Origin of the sequence: Streptomyces viridosporus T7A (genome assembly GCF_008704515.1) — a bacterium.
GTDB classification, from domain to species: domain Bacteria; phylum Actinomycetota; class Actinomycetes; order Streptomycetales; family Streptomycetaceae; genus Streptomyces; species Streptomyces viridosporus.
Genome location: NZ_CP023700.1, coordinates 4,117,338 through 4,133,166 on the forward strand (window position 1 = coordinate 4,117,338; position 15,829 = coordinate 4,133,166).

The 15,829-nt window shown below is 71.7% G+C and carries 16 protein-coding genes and 2 tRNA genes; 9 read left to right on the top strand and 9 right to left on the bottom strand.

Going from position 1 to position 15,829, the window contains the following annotated elements; all coding sequences use genetic code 11:
- Positions 1 to 59: 59 nt before the first annotated feature.
- Together CP969_RS19060 and CP969_RS19065 are read left to right on the top strand one after the other, a co-directional pair.
- A complete protein-coding gene (locus CP969_RS19060) occupies positions 60 to 1,148 on the top strand; it encodes a Leu/Phe/Val dehydrogenase (RefSeq protein WP_016825575.1) in 1,089 nt (362 codons plus the stop codon).
- Positions 1,149 to 1,477: 329 nt separating this feature from the next.
- The gene (locus tag CP969_RS19065; RefSeq protein WP_004986289.1) at positions 1,478 to 1,726 is read left to right on the top strand and encodes a DUF3073 domain-containing protein; all 249 of its coding nucleotides are present in this window, start codon (positions 1,478 to 1,480) and stop codon (positions 1,724 to 1,726) included.
- A 93-nt stretch (positions 1,727 to 1,819) separates the two neighbouring features.
- Here the strand turns inward: CP969_RS19065 and purM are convergent, their stop codons facing one another.
- The 9 genes from purM to purS form a co-directional block, all read right to left on the bottom strand.
- A complete protein-coding gene (purM, locus tag CP969_RS19070) occupies positions 1,820 to 2,899 on the bottom strand; it encodes a phosphoribosylformylglycinamidine cyclo-ligase (protein WP_004986288.1) in 1,080 nt (359 codons plus the stop codon).
- 33 nt (positions 2,900 to 2,932) lie between these two features.
- Positions 2,933 to 4,459, bottom strand: a complete 1,527-nt coding sequence (purF, locus tag CP969_RS19075) for an amidophosphoribosyltransferase (protein ID WP_016825573.1) — start codon at positions 4,457 to 4,459, stop codon at positions 2,933 to 2,935.
- A 62-nt stretch (positions 4,460 to 4,521) separates the two neighbouring features.
- The gene (locus tag CP969_RS19080) at positions 4,522 to 5,310 is read right to left on the bottom strand and encodes an META domain-containing protein (protein ID WP_016825572.1); all 789 of its coding nucleotides are present in this window, start codon (positions 5,308 to 5,310) and stop codon (positions 4,522 to 4,524) included.
- Between the two features lie 53 nt (positions 5,311 to 5,363).
- The gene (locus CP969_RS19085) at positions 5,364 to 6,161 is read right to left on the bottom strand and encodes a maleylpyruvate isomerase family mycothiol-dependent enzyme (protein ID WP_016825571.1); all 798 of its coding nucleotides are present in this window, start codon (positions 6,159 to 6,161) and stop codon (positions 5,364 to 5,366) included.
- Positions 6,162 to 6,170: 9 nt separating this feature from the next.
- Positions 6,171 to 7,055, bottom strand: a complete 885-nt coding sequence (locus CP969_RS19090) for a M23 family metallopeptidase (protein WP_016825570.1) — start codon at positions 7,053 to 7,055, stop codon at positions 6,171 to 6,173.
- A gap of 28 nt (positions 7,056 to 7,083) precedes the next feature.
- On the bottom strand, positions 7,084 to 7,584 hold the full coding sequence (locus tag CP969_RS19095) for an ArsR/SmtB family transcription factor (RefSeq protein ID WP_026085057.1): 501 nt from the start codon (positions 7,582 to 7,584) through the stop codon (positions 7,084 to 7,086).
- 131 nt (positions 7,585 to 7,715) lie between these two features.
- Positions 7,716 to 9,974, bottom strand: a complete 2,259-nt coding sequence (gene purL, locus CP969_RS19100) for a phosphoribosylformylglycinamidine synthase subunit PurL (RefSeq protein ID WP_016825568.1) — start codon at positions 9,972 to 9,974, stop codon at positions 7,716 to 7,718.
- Positions 9,971 to 10,651: a phosphoribosylformylglycinamidine synthase subunit PurQ gene (gene purQ, locus CP969_RS19105; RefSeq protein WP_004986279.1), complete on the bottom strand. Its 681-nt coding sequence runs from the start codon at positions 10,649 to 10,651 to the stop codon at positions 9,971 to 9,973. Before purQ ends, purL begins: the two co-directional genes overlap by 4 nt.
- Positions 10,648 to 10,920 carry a phosphoribosylformylglycinamidine synthase subunit PurS gene (gene purS / locus CP969_RS19110; protein WP_004986278.1) on the bottom strand — a complete coding sequence of 91 codons (273 nt, stop codon included), beginning with the start codon at positions 10,918 to 10,920 and terminating at the stop codon, positions 10,648 to 10,650. The genes purQ and purS overlap by 4 nt, the downstream gene beginning before the upstream one ends.
- 352 nt (positions 10,921 to 11,272) lie before the next feature.
- On the opposite strand from purS, the gene CP969_RS19115 reads away from it, so the two are divergent.
- The 7 genes from CP969_RS19115 to CP969_RS19145 all read left to right on the top strand — a co-directional run bounded on the left by CP969_RS19115 (position 11,273) and on the right by CP969_RS19145 (position 15,817).
- Complete coding sequence (locus CP969_RS19115; protein ID WP_004986277.1) at positions 11,273 to 11,590, top strand: histone-like nucleoid-structuring protein Lsr2; 318 nt, start codon at positions 11,273 to 11,275, stop codon at positions 11,588 to 11,590.
- Positions 11,591 to 11,733: 143 nt separating this feature from the next.
- Positions 11,734 to 11,805: transfer RNA gene (locus CP969_RS19120), tRNA-Gly, on the top strand.
- A 118-nt stretch (positions 11,806 to 11,923) separates the two neighbouring features.
- Positions 11,924 to 11,996: transfer RNA gene (locus tag CP969_RS19125), tRNA-Gly, on the top strand.
- Between the two features lie 130 nt (positions 11,997 to 12,126).
- On the top strand, positions 12,127 to 13,107 hold the full coding sequence (locus tag CP969_RS19130) for an ABC transporter ATP-binding protein (protein WP_026085056.1): 981 nt from the start codon (positions 12,127 to 12,129) through the stop codon (positions 13,105 to 13,107).
- Positions 13,104 to 13,889, top strand: coding sequence for an ABC transporter permease (locus CP969_RS19135; RefSeq protein WP_004986275.1), 786 nt, complete (start codon positions 13,104 to 13,106; stop codon positions 13,887 to 13,889). Before CP969_RS19130 ends, CP969_RS19135 begins: the two co-directional genes overlap by 4 nt.
- A gap of 27 nt (positions 13,890 to 13,916) precedes the next feature.
- Entirely contained in the window at positions 13,917 to 15,200 is a 1,284-nt protein-coding gene (locus tag CP969_RS19140) for a sensor histidine kinase (RefSeq protein ID WP_016825566.1), read from the top strand.
- Positions 15,197 to 15,817, top strand: a complete 621-nt coding sequence (locus CP969_RS19145; RefSeq protein WP_004986271.1) for a response regulator transcription factor — start codon at positions 15,197 to 15,199, stop codon at positions 15,815 to 15,817. Before CP969_RS19140 ends, CP969_RS19145 begins: the two co-directional genes overlap by 4 nt.
- Positions 15,818 to 15,829 lie beyond the last annotated feature (12 nt).

A 15,829-nucleotide genomic window follows, 5' to 3' on the forward strand; every position in this document is an offset into this window, starting at 1 on the left:
GCGCGGGGAACCGGGGAGACTGTTCCCACCCCGCCGCTACTTACTCAGGAGTCACCACAGTGACCGACGTATCTGACGGCGTCCTGCACACCCTGTTCCGTTCGGACCAGGGCGGCCACGAGCAAGTCGTGCTCTGCCAGGACCGTGCCAGCGGCCTCAAGGCCGTGATCGCCATCCACTCCACCGCCCTGGGCCCCGCCCTCGGCGGTACGCGCTTCTACCCGTACGCGACCGAGGAGGAGGCCGTCGCCGACGCGCTGAACCTCGCGCGCGGGATGTCGTACAAGAACGCCCTGGCCGGTCTCGACCACGGCGGCGGCAAGGCCGTGATCATCGGCGACCCGGAGCAGCTCAAGAGCGAGGAGCTGCTGCTGGCCTACGGCCGGTTCGTCGCCTCGCTCGGCGGTCGGTACGTCACCGCCTGCGACGTGGGCACCTACGTGGCCGACATGGACGTCGTGGCCCGCGAGTGCCGCTGGACCACCGGCCGCTCCCCCGAGAACGGCGGCGCCGGCGACTCCTCGGTGCTCACCTCCTTCGGCGTCTACCAGGGCATGCGGGCGGCCGCCCAGCACCTGTGGGGCGACCCGTCGCTGCGGGACCGCACGGTCGGCGTCGCGGGGGTCGGCAAGGTCGGCCACCACCTGGTGGAGCACCTGCGGGCCGAGGGCGCCCGGGTCGTGATCACCGATGTGCGCGAGGACGCCGTGCGGCGGATCCTCGACCGGCACCCCGAGGGCGTCTCGGCGGTCGCCGACACCGAGGCGCTGATCCGGACCGAGGGCCTGGACGTCTACGCCCCGTGCGCCCTGGGCGGCGCGCTGAACGACGACAGCGTGCCGGTGCTGACCGCCAAGGTGGTCTGCGGCGCCGCCAACAACCAGCTCGCCCACCCGGGGGTGGAGAAGGACCTCGCCGACCGCGGGATCCTCTACGCGCCGGACTACGTGGTGAACGCCGGCGGGGTCATCCAGGTGGCCGACGAGCTGCACGGCTTCGACTTCGACCGGTGCCGGGCGAAGGCGGCGAAGATCTTCGACACCACGCTCGCCATATTCGCACGTGCGAAGGCGGACGGGATTCCGCCGGCTGCCGCGGCCGACCGGATCGCCGAGCAGCGGATGGCGGAGGCGCGCCCGGCGGCCTGACACGCGGGGCACGAGGTGTGCGCGGGCGCCCGGCAGCGGGCGCCCGCGCGCGTTCGGCCGGTACCCGCCGGGGGCACTTGGAGAGAACTCTCACTTCTCCCGGCGGGTCGACCGCCGATAAGTGGTTAAAATCGCGTTTGACCAGCGAGGACGGGATGTCTCGAGGGTCTGGGCGCGGGCACGTCATGCGGGCGACGTACCGGATGGGCGCGGGCTCAGGTACCGTGGAAGCTCTACAGACCGGACTCTCCGAGGAGAGTTCGTTCTGGACCATGAACGCGTGTCAAGACTCTGGGGCCGTCGAGCCCCGTCGTTGAGGGGGTCGAGCCATGGGGCGCGGCCGGGCCAAGGCCAAGCAGACGAAGGTCGCCCGCCAGCTGAAGTACAACAGCGGTGGGACGGACCTTGCACGCCTGGCCGAGGAGCTGGGCGCATCGACGTCGAACCAGTCACCGAACGGTGACCATTTCGAGGACGATGAGCGAGACGACGACCTGTACGCACGGTACGCCGATCTCTACGAGGACGACGACGAGGACGAGGACGGCCAGTCCCCGCAACAGCGTCGCGGCGCTTGACCTTGCACTGAGCATCAGCCCGGTCGGTGATTCCGGTCACCGACCGGGTTTCATGCTGCCCGCCCGTCGCACGCGCGGGCAGCATTCCGGTGCTCAGTCCGCGTAGTCGCCCACGAGGGCCGCGCCGGTCGTGTGCTCGCCCCGGCCGGTGATCTCGCCGGCCACCCAGGCGTCCACACCGCGGTCGGCCAGCGTCGCCAGCGCCACGTCCGTGGACTCCTGCGGCACGATGGCGATCATGCCGACGCCCATGTTGAGGGTCTTCTCCAGCTCCGCGCGCTCGACCGAACCGGTCCGGCCGACGAGGTCGAAGACCGGGGCCGGGGTCCAGGTGGAGCGGTCGACGACCGCGTGCAGCCCGTCCGGGACGACCCGGGCCAGGTTGGCCGCCAGACCGCCGCCGGTGACGTGGCTGAAGGCGTGCACCTCGGTGGTGCGGATCAGGGCCAGGCAGTCCAGCGAGTAGATCTTGGTGGGCTCGAGCAGTTCCTCGCCGAGGGTGCGGCCCAGTTCGTCGATCCGGCGGTCCAGGTCGAGTCCGGCCCGGTCCAGCAGCACGTGCCGAACGAGGGAGTACCCGTTCGAGTGAAGTCCGGAGGACGCCATGGCGATCACCGCGTCGCCCTCGCGGATGCGGTCCGCGCCGAGCATCCGGTCGGCCTCCACGACGCCCGTACCGGCGCCGGCGACGTCGAAGTCGTCCGGACCGAGCAGGCCCGGGTGCTCGGCCGTCTCACCGCCGACCAGGGCGCATCCGGCCAGCACACAGCCCTCGGCGATGCCCTTGACGAGGGCGGCGACGCGTTCGGGGTGGACCTTGCCGACGCAGATGTAGTCGGTCATGAACAGCGGCTCGGCACCGCACACCACGATGTCGTCCATGACCATGGCGACCAGGTCGTGGCCGATGGAGTCGTACACGCCCATCCGGCGGGCGATGTCGACCTTGGTGCCGACGCCGTCCGTGGCGGAGGCGAGCAGGGGTCGGTCGTAGTTCTTCAGGGCGGAGGCGTCGAAGAGGCCGGCGAAACCGCCGAGGCCGCCGAGGACCTCGGGGCGCTGCGTCTTCTTCACCCACTCCTTCATGAGCTCGACGGCGCGGTCGCCCGCTTCGATGTCGACGCCCGCCGCTGCATAGCTGGCGCCGCCCCCGGCAAGAGGTGTTTGGGACATGACTGTGAGAGCTTTCGTGTCGTCCGGCAGGGCTTACGGGCGGCGGATCGCGTCGACCGCGGCCGGGGCGGCGGTGCCGGCGGCCAGCTCGGTCTCCAGGAGCTGCTTGCCGAGGAGCTCGGGGTCGGGCAGCTCCATCGGGTACTCGCCGTCGAAGCAGGCGCGGCACAGGTTCGGCTTGGCGATGGTGGTCGCCTCGATCATGCCGTCGATGGAGATGTACGCCAGGGAGTCGGCGCCCAGCGAGGTGCCGATCTCGTCGATGGTCATCCCGTTGGCGATGAGCTCGGCGCGGGTGGCGAAGTCGATGCCGAAGAAGCAGGGCCACTTCACGGGCGGCGAGGAGATCCGGATGTGGACCTCGGCGGCACCGGCCTCGCGGAGCATGCGGACCAGGGCGCGCTGGGTGTTGCCGCGGACGATCGAGTCGTCGACGACGACCAGGCGCTTGCCCTTGATGACTTCCTTGAGCGGGTTCAGCTTCAGGCGGATGCCGAGCTGCCGGATGGTCTGCGAGGGCTGGATGAAGGTCCGCCCGACGTACGCGTTCTTGACCAGGCCGGCGCCGAAGGGGATGCCGGACTCCTCGGCGTAGCCGATGGCGGCCGGGGTGCCGGACTCGGGGGTCGGTATGACCAGGTCGGCCTCGGCCGGGGCCTCCTTGGCGAGGCGGCGGCCCATCTCGACGCGCGAGAGGTACACGTTCCGGCCGGCGATGTCGGTGTCCGGGCGGGCCAGGTACACGTACTCGAAGACACACCCCTTGGGCTTCGCTTCCGCGAATCGGGAGGTGCGCAGTCCGTTCTCGTCGATGGCGACGAACTCGCCCGGCTCGATCTCGCGGACGAAGCTGGCGCCCGTGATGTCGAGGGCGGCGGTCTCGGAGGCGACCACCCAGCCGCGCTCCAGGCGGCCGAGGACCAGCGGGCGGATGCCCTGCGGGTCGCGGGCGGCGTAGAGGGTGCCCTCGTCCATGAAGACGAGGCTGAAGGCGCCCCTGACCTTCGGGAGGACGACGTGCGCGGCCTGCTCGACCGTCACCGGTTCGCCGTCGGCGGCGCGCTGGCCGGCCAGCAGGGCGGTGATCAGGTCGGTGTCGTTGGTGGCCGCCACCTTCGGGGCGCGGCCGTTCTCCTTGGGGAGTTCGGCGACCATCTCGGCGAGCTGCGCCGTGTTGACCAGGTTGCCGTTGTGGCCGAGCGCGATGGATCCGTGCGCGGTGGCGCGGAAGGTCGGCTGGGCGTTCTCCCACACGGAGGCGCCGGTGGTCGAGTAGCGGGCGTGTCCGACCGCGATGTGACCCTGGAGCGAACCGAGCGAGGTCTCGTCGAAGACCTGGGAGACCAGGCCCATGTCCTTGAAGACGAGGATCTGGGAGCCGTTGCTGACCGCGATACCCGCGGATTCCTGGCCCCGATGCTGGAGGGCGTAGAGCCCGAAGTACGTGAGCTTGGCGACCTCTTCACCCGGGGCCCAGACACCGAAGACGCCGCAGGCGTCCTGGGGGCCCTTCTCACCGGGGAGCAGGTCGTGGTTGAGTCGTCCGTCACCACGTGGCACGTCATCGAGTGTAGGCGAGGCCGACCGCTGGTCCGAATGCGGGATGCGCCCCCGCCGGTGGATCACTCGGCGGCGAAGGCAGTGACACGGGTTCCGTTTTCGCTGGTCAGCGTCAGGTTTCCGGGATCGATCCGGTAGGCGACCGTGCCGTCGAAGAGCCGCAGCAGGGTCCTCTCGACGTCCATGAGTGAGTCTTCGCACATCATTCGGGTCATGGCGGGGGCGCCGAGGGTGATATGGCCGTCGCGGACGGTGGCGTCGGCGTTGACGTCGTTGCAGCCGAGGCTGCCGGAGACGGTGCCCTTCTCGTCGAAGGTGAGGTGGGCGCGGCCGTCGGCCTCGGGGAGGGCGACGGTCCACCGCGTGCCGTGCAGCGGCTCGTCGCCGGCCCTGCTGAGGCGGACGGTCGTGCCGTCGTCGGCGGTGAGGGTCAGGCGGTCGTCGTCCACGCGGGTGGTGAGCGCGCCGCCGGTGAGGGTGCGGGAGAGGGTGCGTTCGAAGTCCATGCGCGGTGCTGCGCAGGCCTTGAGGGTGGTGTCGGCGCGCAGGCGGATCCGGTCGCCCTCGAAGGCGACGTCGCCCCGGAACCGGTTGCAGCCGTAGCTGCCCTCGGCCCGGCCGCGGTCGTCGACGCTCATGTGGACGCCCGGGGGCGCGCGGTGGGTGGTGCCGTCCGCGGTGACGCTGTCGACGTTCCACCGGACACCGGTGAGCGGTGGCGCCGCCTCGGCGGAGCCGCTGCCGCGGCCCGCGCCCGCCTGTTCGCCGCCGCAGGCCGCCACGAGCGGGAGAAGCACGGCGGCGGCCACCAGGGTCCTGCGCTGCTGCTGCCTCTGCGTGTCCATGCCCATCCGACGGGGACGGGGAGGAAACGGTTCCCTTCCTCTTCCGCCGCCCTCACGGGTCACGCCAGCAGCGGCAGGTACGGCTCGAGGTCCGCCCGTTCCCCGCTCGCGCTCACCTCGGCGTCGGCCACGGCGTCCCGCCAGGCCTTCCGCCCGGTGGCCAGCCGGATCCAGGTCAGCGGGTCGGTCTCGACGACGTGGGGCGGGGTGCCGCGGGTGTGCCGCGGTCCCGGCACGCACTGCACGACGGCGTACGGCGGGATCCGCACCTCCGTCGAGCCGCCGGGCGCCTTCGCGGCGAGCGTGTCGGCGAGCAGCCGGGTGCAGGCGGCGAGGGCCTGGCGGTCGTAAGGGACGTCCAGTCCGGGCACGGCGGCGTTCAGGTCGTCGGTGTGGACGACGAGTTCGACGGTGCGGGTGACCAGGTAGTCGGCCAGCGGCAGGGCACCGGCGCCGGTGGCGAGCAGTCTCGTGCCGGGGTGGAGGGCGAGGTCGGCGGTGAAGCGCTCCTCGGCGGCGGCGAGGTGGGCGTCCGGGTCCGGGTTGCGCTCGGCCTGCTCGCGGGCGTGTGCGGCGATGTCCGGGGCCTCGGCGGCGATCGCGAGCGGCCAGTCGGTCAGCGTCCCGTCCTGTGCGGCCGGCTCCGGGAGGTCGACCAGGCGGGCGACCGCCCCCAGGGACTCCCCGAGGTGCGCGACCAGGTCCCGCACCGTCCAGTCCCCGAGCCGTGTGGGCAGCGCGAGCTGCTCGGGGGTGAGGGTGCGCACGGCGGCCCGGACGTTCCCGAACTGGGCCAGCACCGCGGCACGGATCTTGACGGGGTCGTAGGAGCGGGTGCGTTTCTTCGCCGGTGGCATGGGAGGAGCCTATGCGGGACGGAAGGGGAAGTCGGAGGGCTCCGGGAGGGAATCCGGCGCGGGGGCGGCCGGCGCCGGCTGCGGTACGTCGAACGTCTCCCCGTTGCGCGGTACGCCGATGCCGCGCCAGGTGAACGGGACGCCGCGCGCGGTGTCCGGGTCGGGGCCGTCCATCAGCTGGAAGTGCAGGTGCGGCTCGGAGGAGTTGCCCGAGTTGCCGCAGCGGGCGAGCACCTGCCCGGCGCGCACCGTGTCGCCCACGCGGACGGCGAGGGAGCCGCGGCGCAGGTGGGCGTAGGCGGCGTGGGTGCCGTCGCCGAGGTCCAGGACCAGGTGGTTGCCGAGGATCCGGCGGACCCCGGACATCTCGCGCACCGAGCCCTCGATCAGCATCAGGTACAGCAGCCCGGGCAGCGAGGTGCGGCTGAGGTGGTCGCGCTGCCGGTCGTCGGCCCGGACGACCGTGCCGTCGGCGACCGCGTGCAGCGGGGCGCCGAACGCCGGGAAGTCGGCGGGGCGGCGGACGAGCGGCCACAGCGGGGAGAAACCCGGGCGGGCGCCCGGCTCGGGTTCGGCGACGACGTCGATGGCGTACGTCTGGCCGTAGGCGTGGACGCCGTGGCTCGGGGTGCGGTCGGCCGGGCTGTTCAGCGCGGACCAGCGGCCGGTGACCGGCGGGGCGACCTCGACCGGCTCGCGGGCGGCGCGCGGGGCGTCCGGAGCGCCGCCGCCCCACCGGTTGACCACGGTGATCAGGAGGTGGGCCAGGACCAGCGGGAGGAAGTTCCACCACCAGGGGTGTCCCCAGTCGAAGCAGAGGTCGGCGGCCACCAGGGCGACGAAGCCCAGCTGCAGGCCCCGGAAGACGGTCATGGCGAGTTTGCGTGCGGACATGGTTCCCCCTCGATCGCGATGTCCCCGGTCAGTCGCGCGCCGCCGACAGCACCACCAGCAGCGGTACGACCCGGCCCGGCGGCACCTCGTGGCGGCCGCGGCCGGTGGTGTGCAGCCAGCCGGCGCCGGTGAGCTGGCGCAGGTGGTGGTAGATCTGGCCGGTCGTGCCGACCCCGTCCAGTTCGGCGAGCTCGGCCGCGGTGCGCCGGCCGCCGACGATCTCGCGGAGCAGCCGCAGCCGCACCGGGTGACCGAGCGCGGCGAACGCCTCGGCGGCGGCCGGCCAGTCGTCGTTCAGCAGCCCTTCGGTGAGCGCGCCGTACTGCCACTCGTACCGCTCGCCGGTGGGCAGCCGGACCGCGCCGGTGAACAGCACGCCTCCGTCGGCCGCCTCGATCCCGGCGAGCCGGTCCTTCCAGCCCTCCAGGGCCCAGAAGTCGCCTTCGCCGGGGCGGGGTGCGCCGCGCCGGTCCGCCTCCAGTGCCGCGAGGCGGCGTTCGAGGTCGGCGACGCGCTCTTCGAGTTCCACGACCACGAGATTACGTAACTACGTAATCCCGTGCAAGCAGACGCGGAGACACGCCGAAGCCCCCGCCCGGCAGCGGACCGGGCGGGGGCTTCGTACGAACAGGCGAGGCGGGAGGAGCAGGCCGGCGGCGATCAGGCCAGCAGCGCCGGGATCGTCCTCTCGTGCACCTCGCGCAGTTCCCGGAGGGTCAGCGTGAACTCGCCCTGGACCTCCACGGTGTCTCCGTCGACGACGCCGATGCGGGTGGCCGGGAGGCCGCGCGCGCCGCACATGTCGTTGAAGCGGACCTCCTCCGAGCGCGGTACCGCGACGATCGCGCGGCCGGCCGACTCGGAGAACAGGAAGGTGAAGGCGTCGAGCCCGTCCGGGACGACCAGACGCGCGCCCTTCTCCCCGAGCAGCGCCGACTCGACGACCGCCTGGATCAGACCGCCGTCGGACAGGTCGTGCGCGGAGTCGATCATGCCGTCGCGGGAGGCGGCGATCAGGATCTCGCCGAGCAGCCGCTCGCGCTCCAGATCGACCTGCGGGGGCAGACCGCCGAGGTGGTCGTGGACGACCTCGGACCAGGCCGAGCCGCCGAACTCCTCACGGGTGTCGCCGAGGAGGTAGAGCAGCTGGCCCTCCTCCTGGAAGGCGGCCGGGGTGCGACGGGCCACGTCGTCGATGACGCCGAGGACCGCGACCACCGGGGTCGGGTGGATGGCCGTCTCGCCGGTCTGGTTGTACAGCGAGACGTTGCCGCCGGTCACCGGGGTGCCGAGCTCCTGGCAGGCGTCCGCCAGGCCGCGCACGGCCTCCGCGAACTGCCACATCACCGCGGGGTCCTCGGGCGAGCCGAAGTTCAGGCAGTCGGAGACCGCGAGGGGCTTGGCACCGGTGGTCGCCACGTTCCGGTAGGCCTCCGCCAGGGCCAGCTGCGCGCCCGTGTACGGGTCGAGCTTGGCGTACCGGCCGTTGCCGTCGGTGGCGATCGCGACGCCGAGGCCGCTCTCCTCGTCGATGCGGATCATGCCGGAGTCCTCCGGCATGGCCAGCACGGTGTTGCCCTGCACGAAGTGGTCGTACTGCTGGGTGATCCACTGCTTGGAGGCCTGGTTGGGCGAGCCGACGAGCTTCAGGACCTGGTCCTTGAGCTCCTCGGACGTCCGCGGCCGGGGCAGCTTGTTCGCGTCGTCGGCCTGGAGCGCGTCCTGCCACTCGGGGCGGGCGTAGGGGCGCTCGTAGACCGGGCCGTCGTGGGCGACGGTGCGCGGGTCGACGTCGACGATCTTGCCGCCGTGCCAGTAGATCTCCAGGCGGTCGCCGTCGGTCACCTCGCCGATGACGGTGGCGATGACGTCCCACTTGTCGCAGATCTCGAGGAAGCGGTCGACCTTGCCGGGCTCGACGACCGCGCACATGCGCTCCTGCGACTCGCTCATGAGGATTTCCTCGGGAGAGAGGGTCGAGTCGCGCAGCGGGACGTCGTCGAGGGTGACGCGCATGCCGCCGGAGCCGTTGGAGGCCAGCTCGGACGTGGCGCAGGACAGGCCGGCCGCGCCGAGGTCCTGGATGCCGACGACCAGCTTCTCCTTGAACGCCTCCAGGGTGCACTCGATGAGGAGCTTCTCCTGGAAGGGGTCGCCGACCTGGACGGCCGGGCGCTTGGAGGGCTTGGCGTCGTCGAAGGTCTCGGAGGCCAGGATCGAGGCGCCGCCGATGCCGTCACCGCCGGTGCGGGCGCCGTACAGGATGACCTTGTTGCCCGCGCCGGAGGCCTTGGCGAGGTGGATGTCCTCGTGCCGCATCACGCCGATGGCTCCGGCGTTGACCAGCGGGTTGCCCTGGTAGCAGGCGTCGAAGACGACCTCGCCGCCGATGTTGGGCAGGCCCAGGCAGTTGCCGTAGCCGCCGATGCCGGCGACGACGCCGGGCAGCACCCGCTTGGTGTCGGGGTGGTCGGCGGCGCCGAAGCGCAGCGGGTCCACGACGGCGACCGGGCGGGCGCCCATCGCGATGATGTCGCGGACGATGCCGCCGACGCCGGTGGCCGCGCCCTGGTAGGGCTCGACGTAGGAGGGGTGGTTGTGCGACTCGACCTTGAAGGTGACCGCGTAGCCCTGGCCGACGTCGACCACGCCGGCGTTCTCGCCGATGCCGACGAGCAGGGCGTCGGACTCGGGGGCCTTCTCCCCGAACTGGCGGAGGTGGACCTTGGAGGACTTGTACGAGCAGTGCTCGGACCACATCACCGAGTACATGGCGAGTTCGGCGCCGGTGGGCCGGCGGCCGAGGATCTCGACGATCCGCTCGTACTCGTCCTTCTTCAGGCCGAGTTCGGCCCAGGGCAGCTCGACGTCGGGGGTCGCGGCCGCGTGCTCGACCGTGTCCAGAGGCGTCCGGCTCATGCGTTGACCAGCTTCTTGAGGATCGAGGTGAAGAACGGGAGCCCGTCGGTACGGCCCGTACCGATCAGCGACTCGACGGCGTGCTCGGGGTGCGGCATCAGGCCGACGACGTTGCCCGCCTCGTTGGTGATGCCGGCGATGTCGTTGAGCGAGCCGTTGGGGTTGAAGTCGAGGTACCGGAAGGCGACACGGCCCTCGGCCTCCAGCTCGTCCAGCGTGTACCGGTCGGCGACGTAGCGGCCGTCCATGTTCTTCAGCGGGATGTGGATCTCCTGGCCGGCCGTGTAGTCGGTGGTCCAGGCGGTGTCCGCGTTCTCCACCCGCAGCTTCTGGTCGCGGCAGATGAAGTGCAGGTGGTCGTTGCCCAGCATGCCGCCGGGCAGCAGGTGCGCCTCGGTGAGGATCTGGAAGCCGTTGCAGATGCCGAGGACGGGCAGGCCCGCCTTCGCCTGCTCGATGACGGTGTCCATCACCGGCGAGAACCGGGCGATGGCCCCGGCGCGCAGGTAGTCGCCGTAGGAGAAACCGCCGCACAGCACCACGGCGTCGACCTGCTTGAGGCTCTTGTCCTTGTGCCAGAGCGCCACGGGTTCGGCGCCGGCGACCCGGATCGCGCGCTGGGTGTCCCGGTCGTCGAGGCTGCCGGGGAAAGTGACGACGCCAATACGAGCGGTCACTTCACGGCCTCCGCGACTGCCTCTTCCGACTCCACCCGGACGGTGAAGTCCTCGATCACGGTGTTGGCGAGGAAGGATTCCGCAAGATCGTGGATGCGGGCGAGCGCGGCCTCGTCGACCGGCCCGTCAACTTCCAGTTCGAATCGCTTTCCCTGACGGACGTCCGAGATCCCTTCGAAACCCAGCCGCGGCAGTGCGCGCTGCACCGCCTGGCCCTGGGGGTCGAGGATCTCCGGCTTGAGCATGACGTCGACTACGACGCGTGCCACTGGCACTCCCGGTGTGTGGTGCTGAGCAGGTTCCTTCAGACTACCCGTACAAAATTTCTACGCGAGTAGAGTTGGAGGAATCTACGTGAGCACGATCACGATCGGGTGACATGAGGAGGCGTCGGGGAAAAGATCCGGGAAAGATCCGCGTTCTCTCGCCCATCTCTATTGCGCCACGGACACGCGGACAGATTTAGTCGAGCTTCACAATGCATTGCCGGGCACTGTACAAATGAATTGCCATTAGCAGATACTTTGCCCGATTACAGGCGAACAGACGGCATCTCGGTGACGTCCCGGCACGTCATCACGGACGTCCGGACCGAGATCCCGCACGAAGGGACCGATATTCGTGGCGCAGAAGGTCGTGGTCACTCTCTTTGACGACATCGACGGCTCGGAAGCGGCGGAGACGATCGCCTTCGGACTCGACGGCAAGTCGTACGAGATCGATCTGAACGAAGCCAACGCCGGCGAACTACGGAAGGCGCTCGCGCCGTACGTGGAGGCCGGGCGCAAGCGGTCGCGCTCGGGCCGGACGTACCGGCAGACGGAGGTCGCCCCCGACCCCGCGGCCGTGCGCGCCTGGGCCCAGGCGAACCGGATGGACGTCCCGGCGCGCGGGCGGATCCCCAAGAGGGTCTACGAGGCGTTCGCCGCCGCACGGTGAACGGCCGGCACCCGCGGAGCCGTCCCCCGACGGCCGGTCACCCGCCCCGTGGCACAACCGACTTGCGCACCACCCCAGGTGATCAGCTAGAGTCTGGAGCACGCCGCGGGGCAAGGCCGGAAGGCCCGGCCCACGGAGTACATGCGGGTGTAGTTCAGTAGTAGAACATCCCCCTTCCAGGGGGAAGGCGCAGTGTGCAATTCCTGTCACCCGCTCTACACGGCCGTACCGTCCCCTTGCGGGATGCCTCCCGATCGAGCACTGTCGAGAGCTCGGGGGAGGATCAGGTAGGCTGGTGCGTGCACCGATCGGTGAAAGCCGGTCGGGAGCCATGCGGACGTAGCTCAGTTGGTAGAGCGCAACCTTGCCAAGGTTGAGGTCGCGAGTTCGAGCCTCGTCGTCCGCTCGGGAAGAAGGCCCCGGTCCATCGGACCGGGGCCTTCTCGTGCGTGCGCTCCCGGCCGTCTGACATTTGTCATGCCCGGTGATGACAGCCCGCACTGCCGCCCCCTTCACGGCTCGACGATGATTGGATCATGCAAGCACATGGGCACGAGCACGTGATAGAGGTCACTGGCCTGCGACGCGTGTACGGGGACGGGTTCGAGGCGGTGCGCGGGATCGACTTCTCCGTGCGCCGCGGGGAGATCTTCGCGCTGCTGGGCACCAACGGCGCCGGCAAGACGTCGACGGTCGAGCTGCTGGAGGGCCTCGCCGCGCCGGCCGGCGGCCGGGTGCGCGTGCTCGGGCACGACCCCTACACCGAGCGGGCCGCCGTGCGCCCCCGCACCGGCGTGATGCTCCAGGAGGGCGGTTTCCCCTCCGAGCTGACCGTCGCGGAGACCGCGCGGATGTGGGCCGGATGCGTCACCGGGGCGCGCCCGCCGCGGGAGGCGCTGGCGCGGGTCGGGCTGGAGAAGAAGACCGACGTGCGGGTGAAGCAGCTCTCCGGGGGCGAACGGCGGCGGCTGGACCTGGCCCTCGCCCTGCTCGGCGACCCCGAGGTGCTCTTCCTGGACGAGCCCACCACCGGACTCGACGCCGAAGGACGCCGGGACACCTGGGAGTTGGTGAGCGCGCTGCGCGACGGCGGCACGACGGTGCTGCTGACCACCCACTACCTGGAAGAGGCCGAGAACCTCTCCGACCGGCTGGCGATCCTGCACGAGGGACGCATCGCCGCCACCGGCACCCCGGCCGAGGTGACGGCCGCGCAGCCGTCCCGGATCACCTTCGAACTGCCCGAGGGCTACTTCCTCGGCGACCTGCCCCCGCTCGACGAACTGGGCGTGTGCGGGCACGGGGCGGACGGACGGCTGGTCCGGCTGCAGACCCGTGAGCTGCAGCGGGCGGCCACCAGGCTGCTGGTGTGGGCCGAGACGGCCGGAGTGGAGCTGCGCCGCCTGGACGTGCGGTCGGCGTCCCTGGAGGAGGCGTTCCTGGGGATAGCGAAGGAGGCGTCCGCGCAGACGGGGACGCCGCGGACGAAGCAGACGAAGCAGGAGTACGCGGCATGAGCGGCACGACCCCGACCGTCACCACACCGATGAGCCGGATGGCCGCCCTCGCCCGCGCCGAACTGACGCTGTTCGGACGGAGCAAGGGGACGCTCGTCGCCGCGCTGTTCGTCCCCCTGGTCCTGCCGGTGAGCGTGGCGGCGACGGCCGAGGAGATGGACCTCGCCGGGGCCGGGCTGACCGTCGGCGCCGTCGTGCTGCCCGCCGCGATCGGCTTCTCGCTGCTGTTCGCCGTCTACTCGGCCCTCGTCGGCGCCTTCGTCGCCCGGCGCGAGGAACTCGTCCTCAAGCGGCTGCGCACCGGCGAGCTGAGGGACGCCGAGATCCTGGCCGGGTCGGCCCTGCCGGCCGCCGCCACGGGGCTCGCGCAGTCGCTGCTGCTGGCCGCCGGCTGCATGGTGCTGCTGGACATGGCGGCCCCCTCGGCCATCCACCTGGCGGTGCTGGGGCTGCTGTTGGGGCTGGTGATGTGCGCGGCGCTCGCCGCCGTCACCGCGAGCTTCACCCGGACCACCGAGAGCGCCCAGGTCACCCCGATGCCGCTGATGCTGGTCTCCATGATGGGCTCCGGGATGATGTTCCCCCTGGAACTGTTCCCCGACCGGCTCGCCTCCTTCTGCGAACTGCTGCCGCTCACCCCCGTCATGACCCTGGTGCGCGGCGGCTTCACCGGCGGCCTGTCGGCGTCCGAGACGCTGACCGCCCTGGTCACGGCGGTGGCCTGGACCGCGTTCGCGGTGTTTGCTGTACGACGGTGGTTCCGCTGGGAGCCGCGGCACTGACGGAGGCGGGAGCGGGGAGGGCGGACCATGCGCAGGCCGGGTGGCTGGTGGGGGCGCAAGAGCACCCCGGCGAAGGTCGAGACGTACACGCGGTGGTCGTACCACTTCTTCGCGCTGTTCGAATGCGCGATGGCCGGCCTGCCGGTGGCCGGACGGATCGGGCGGCTCGGGCCGGCCCTCGCGGCCCTGCTCCTGCTCCTGGTGGCCGCGCACAGCGCGGTCTGCGCCGTGACCGCCTCACGGGCCCTGGACTGGCTGCGGGGGCGGCGGGACCAGCCGCTGAGACTGCTGTGGGTGCTCGGCGCCCTCACCGCGGTGGTCGCCGTCACGGTCGTCGCGGTCTCCGAGCACCGCCCGGCGGACGAGGACACCGGCAGCACGGCCGGCGGGATCTTCGGGATCGTCCTGGTCTTCGGCCTCGGGAACATCGCGCTCGGCGTGCGCAGCCGGCGGCGGGTGTTCGCCTCCGTGGTGGGCTTCGCGGCGGGCGCGGGGCTGGTGTCCTTCCCCTTCGGGGCATCCGGCCCGACCGCCCTGGCCGTCGCGGCGGCGGTCCTGCTGGGCGGCGGCTTCCTCGCCTTCACCTCCGTGTTCTCCGTCTGGCTGCTCAACGCCGTCTACGAGCTCGACGAGGCGCGGGAGACCCGCACCCGGCTCGCCGTCGCGGAGGAACGGCTCAGGTTCGGGCGGGACCTGCACGACGTGATGGGCCGCAACCTCACCGTGATCGCGCTGAAGAGCGAGCTGGCCGTCCAGCTCGCCCAGCGGGGACGGCCGGAGGCCGTGGTGCAGATGGTCGAGGTGCAGCGGCTGGCGCACGAGGCGCAGCGCGAGGTGCGCGAGGTGGTGCGCGGCTACCGCGAGGCCGACCTCGCCGGCGAACTCGCGGGCGCGCAGGGTGTGCTGACCGCCGCTGGCATCGACTGCACGGTCACCGGCCCGGCGACGGGACTGCCCGCGCCGGTGCAGTCCGCGCTCGGGTGGGTGGTGCGGGAGGCGGCCACGAACGTCCTGCGGCACGGGGACGCGCGGTGCTGCGCGGTGGAACTGCGGAGAGGGGAGGGCCGTGTGGTGCTGACGGTGGAGAACGACGGGGTGCCGCAGACCGAGGGGCCGGGCCGGGGGTCCGGACTCGTCGGGCTGCGCGAGCGGCTGGCGGAGATCGGGGGGACGCTGCGGGCCGGGCCCACCGGGGACGGGCTGTTCCTGCTGACCGCCGAGGTCCCGCTGCCGGCGCACTCCGGCGAGGCTCCCCCCGCGGCGTCCCCGGCCGCGCACACCCCCCTTCCCCTGAGCGAGGTCACCCCATGACGGCACCCCGGCCCGTACGACTGCTGCTGGCCGACGACGAACACCTGATCCGGGGGGCGCTCGCCACGCTGCTGTCGCTGGAGGACGACCTGCTGGTCGTCGCCGAGGCCGCGACCGGGCCTGAGGCGCTGGCGATGGCGCGGGCGCACGCGCCCGACGTGGCCGTCCTGGATCTGCAGATGCCCGGCGCGGACGGTGTGAAGGTCGCCACATCCCTGCGGGCGGAGCTGCCCGGCTGCCGGGTGCTGATCGTGACCAGTCACGGGCGGCCGGGGCACCTGAAGCGGGCGCTTGCCGCGGGTGTGCGCGGATTCGTCCCCAAGACCGTCAGCGCGCAGCGCCTCGCGGAGATCATCCGCACGGTGCACGCCGGAAACCGCTACGTCGACCCCGAGTTGGCCGCCGACGCGATCGCCGCCGGGGACTCCCCGCTGACCGCGCGCGAGGCCGAGGTGCTGGAACTCGCGGCGGACGGGGCGCCCGTGGCGGAGATCGCGGAGCGGGCCGCGCTGTCCCAGGGCACCGTGCGGAACTACCTCTCCTCGGCCGTCTCGAAGCTCGGGGCGGAGAACCGGCACACGGCGGTACGTCTCGCCCGGGAGCGGGGTTGGGTATAGTTGCTCTCGCGC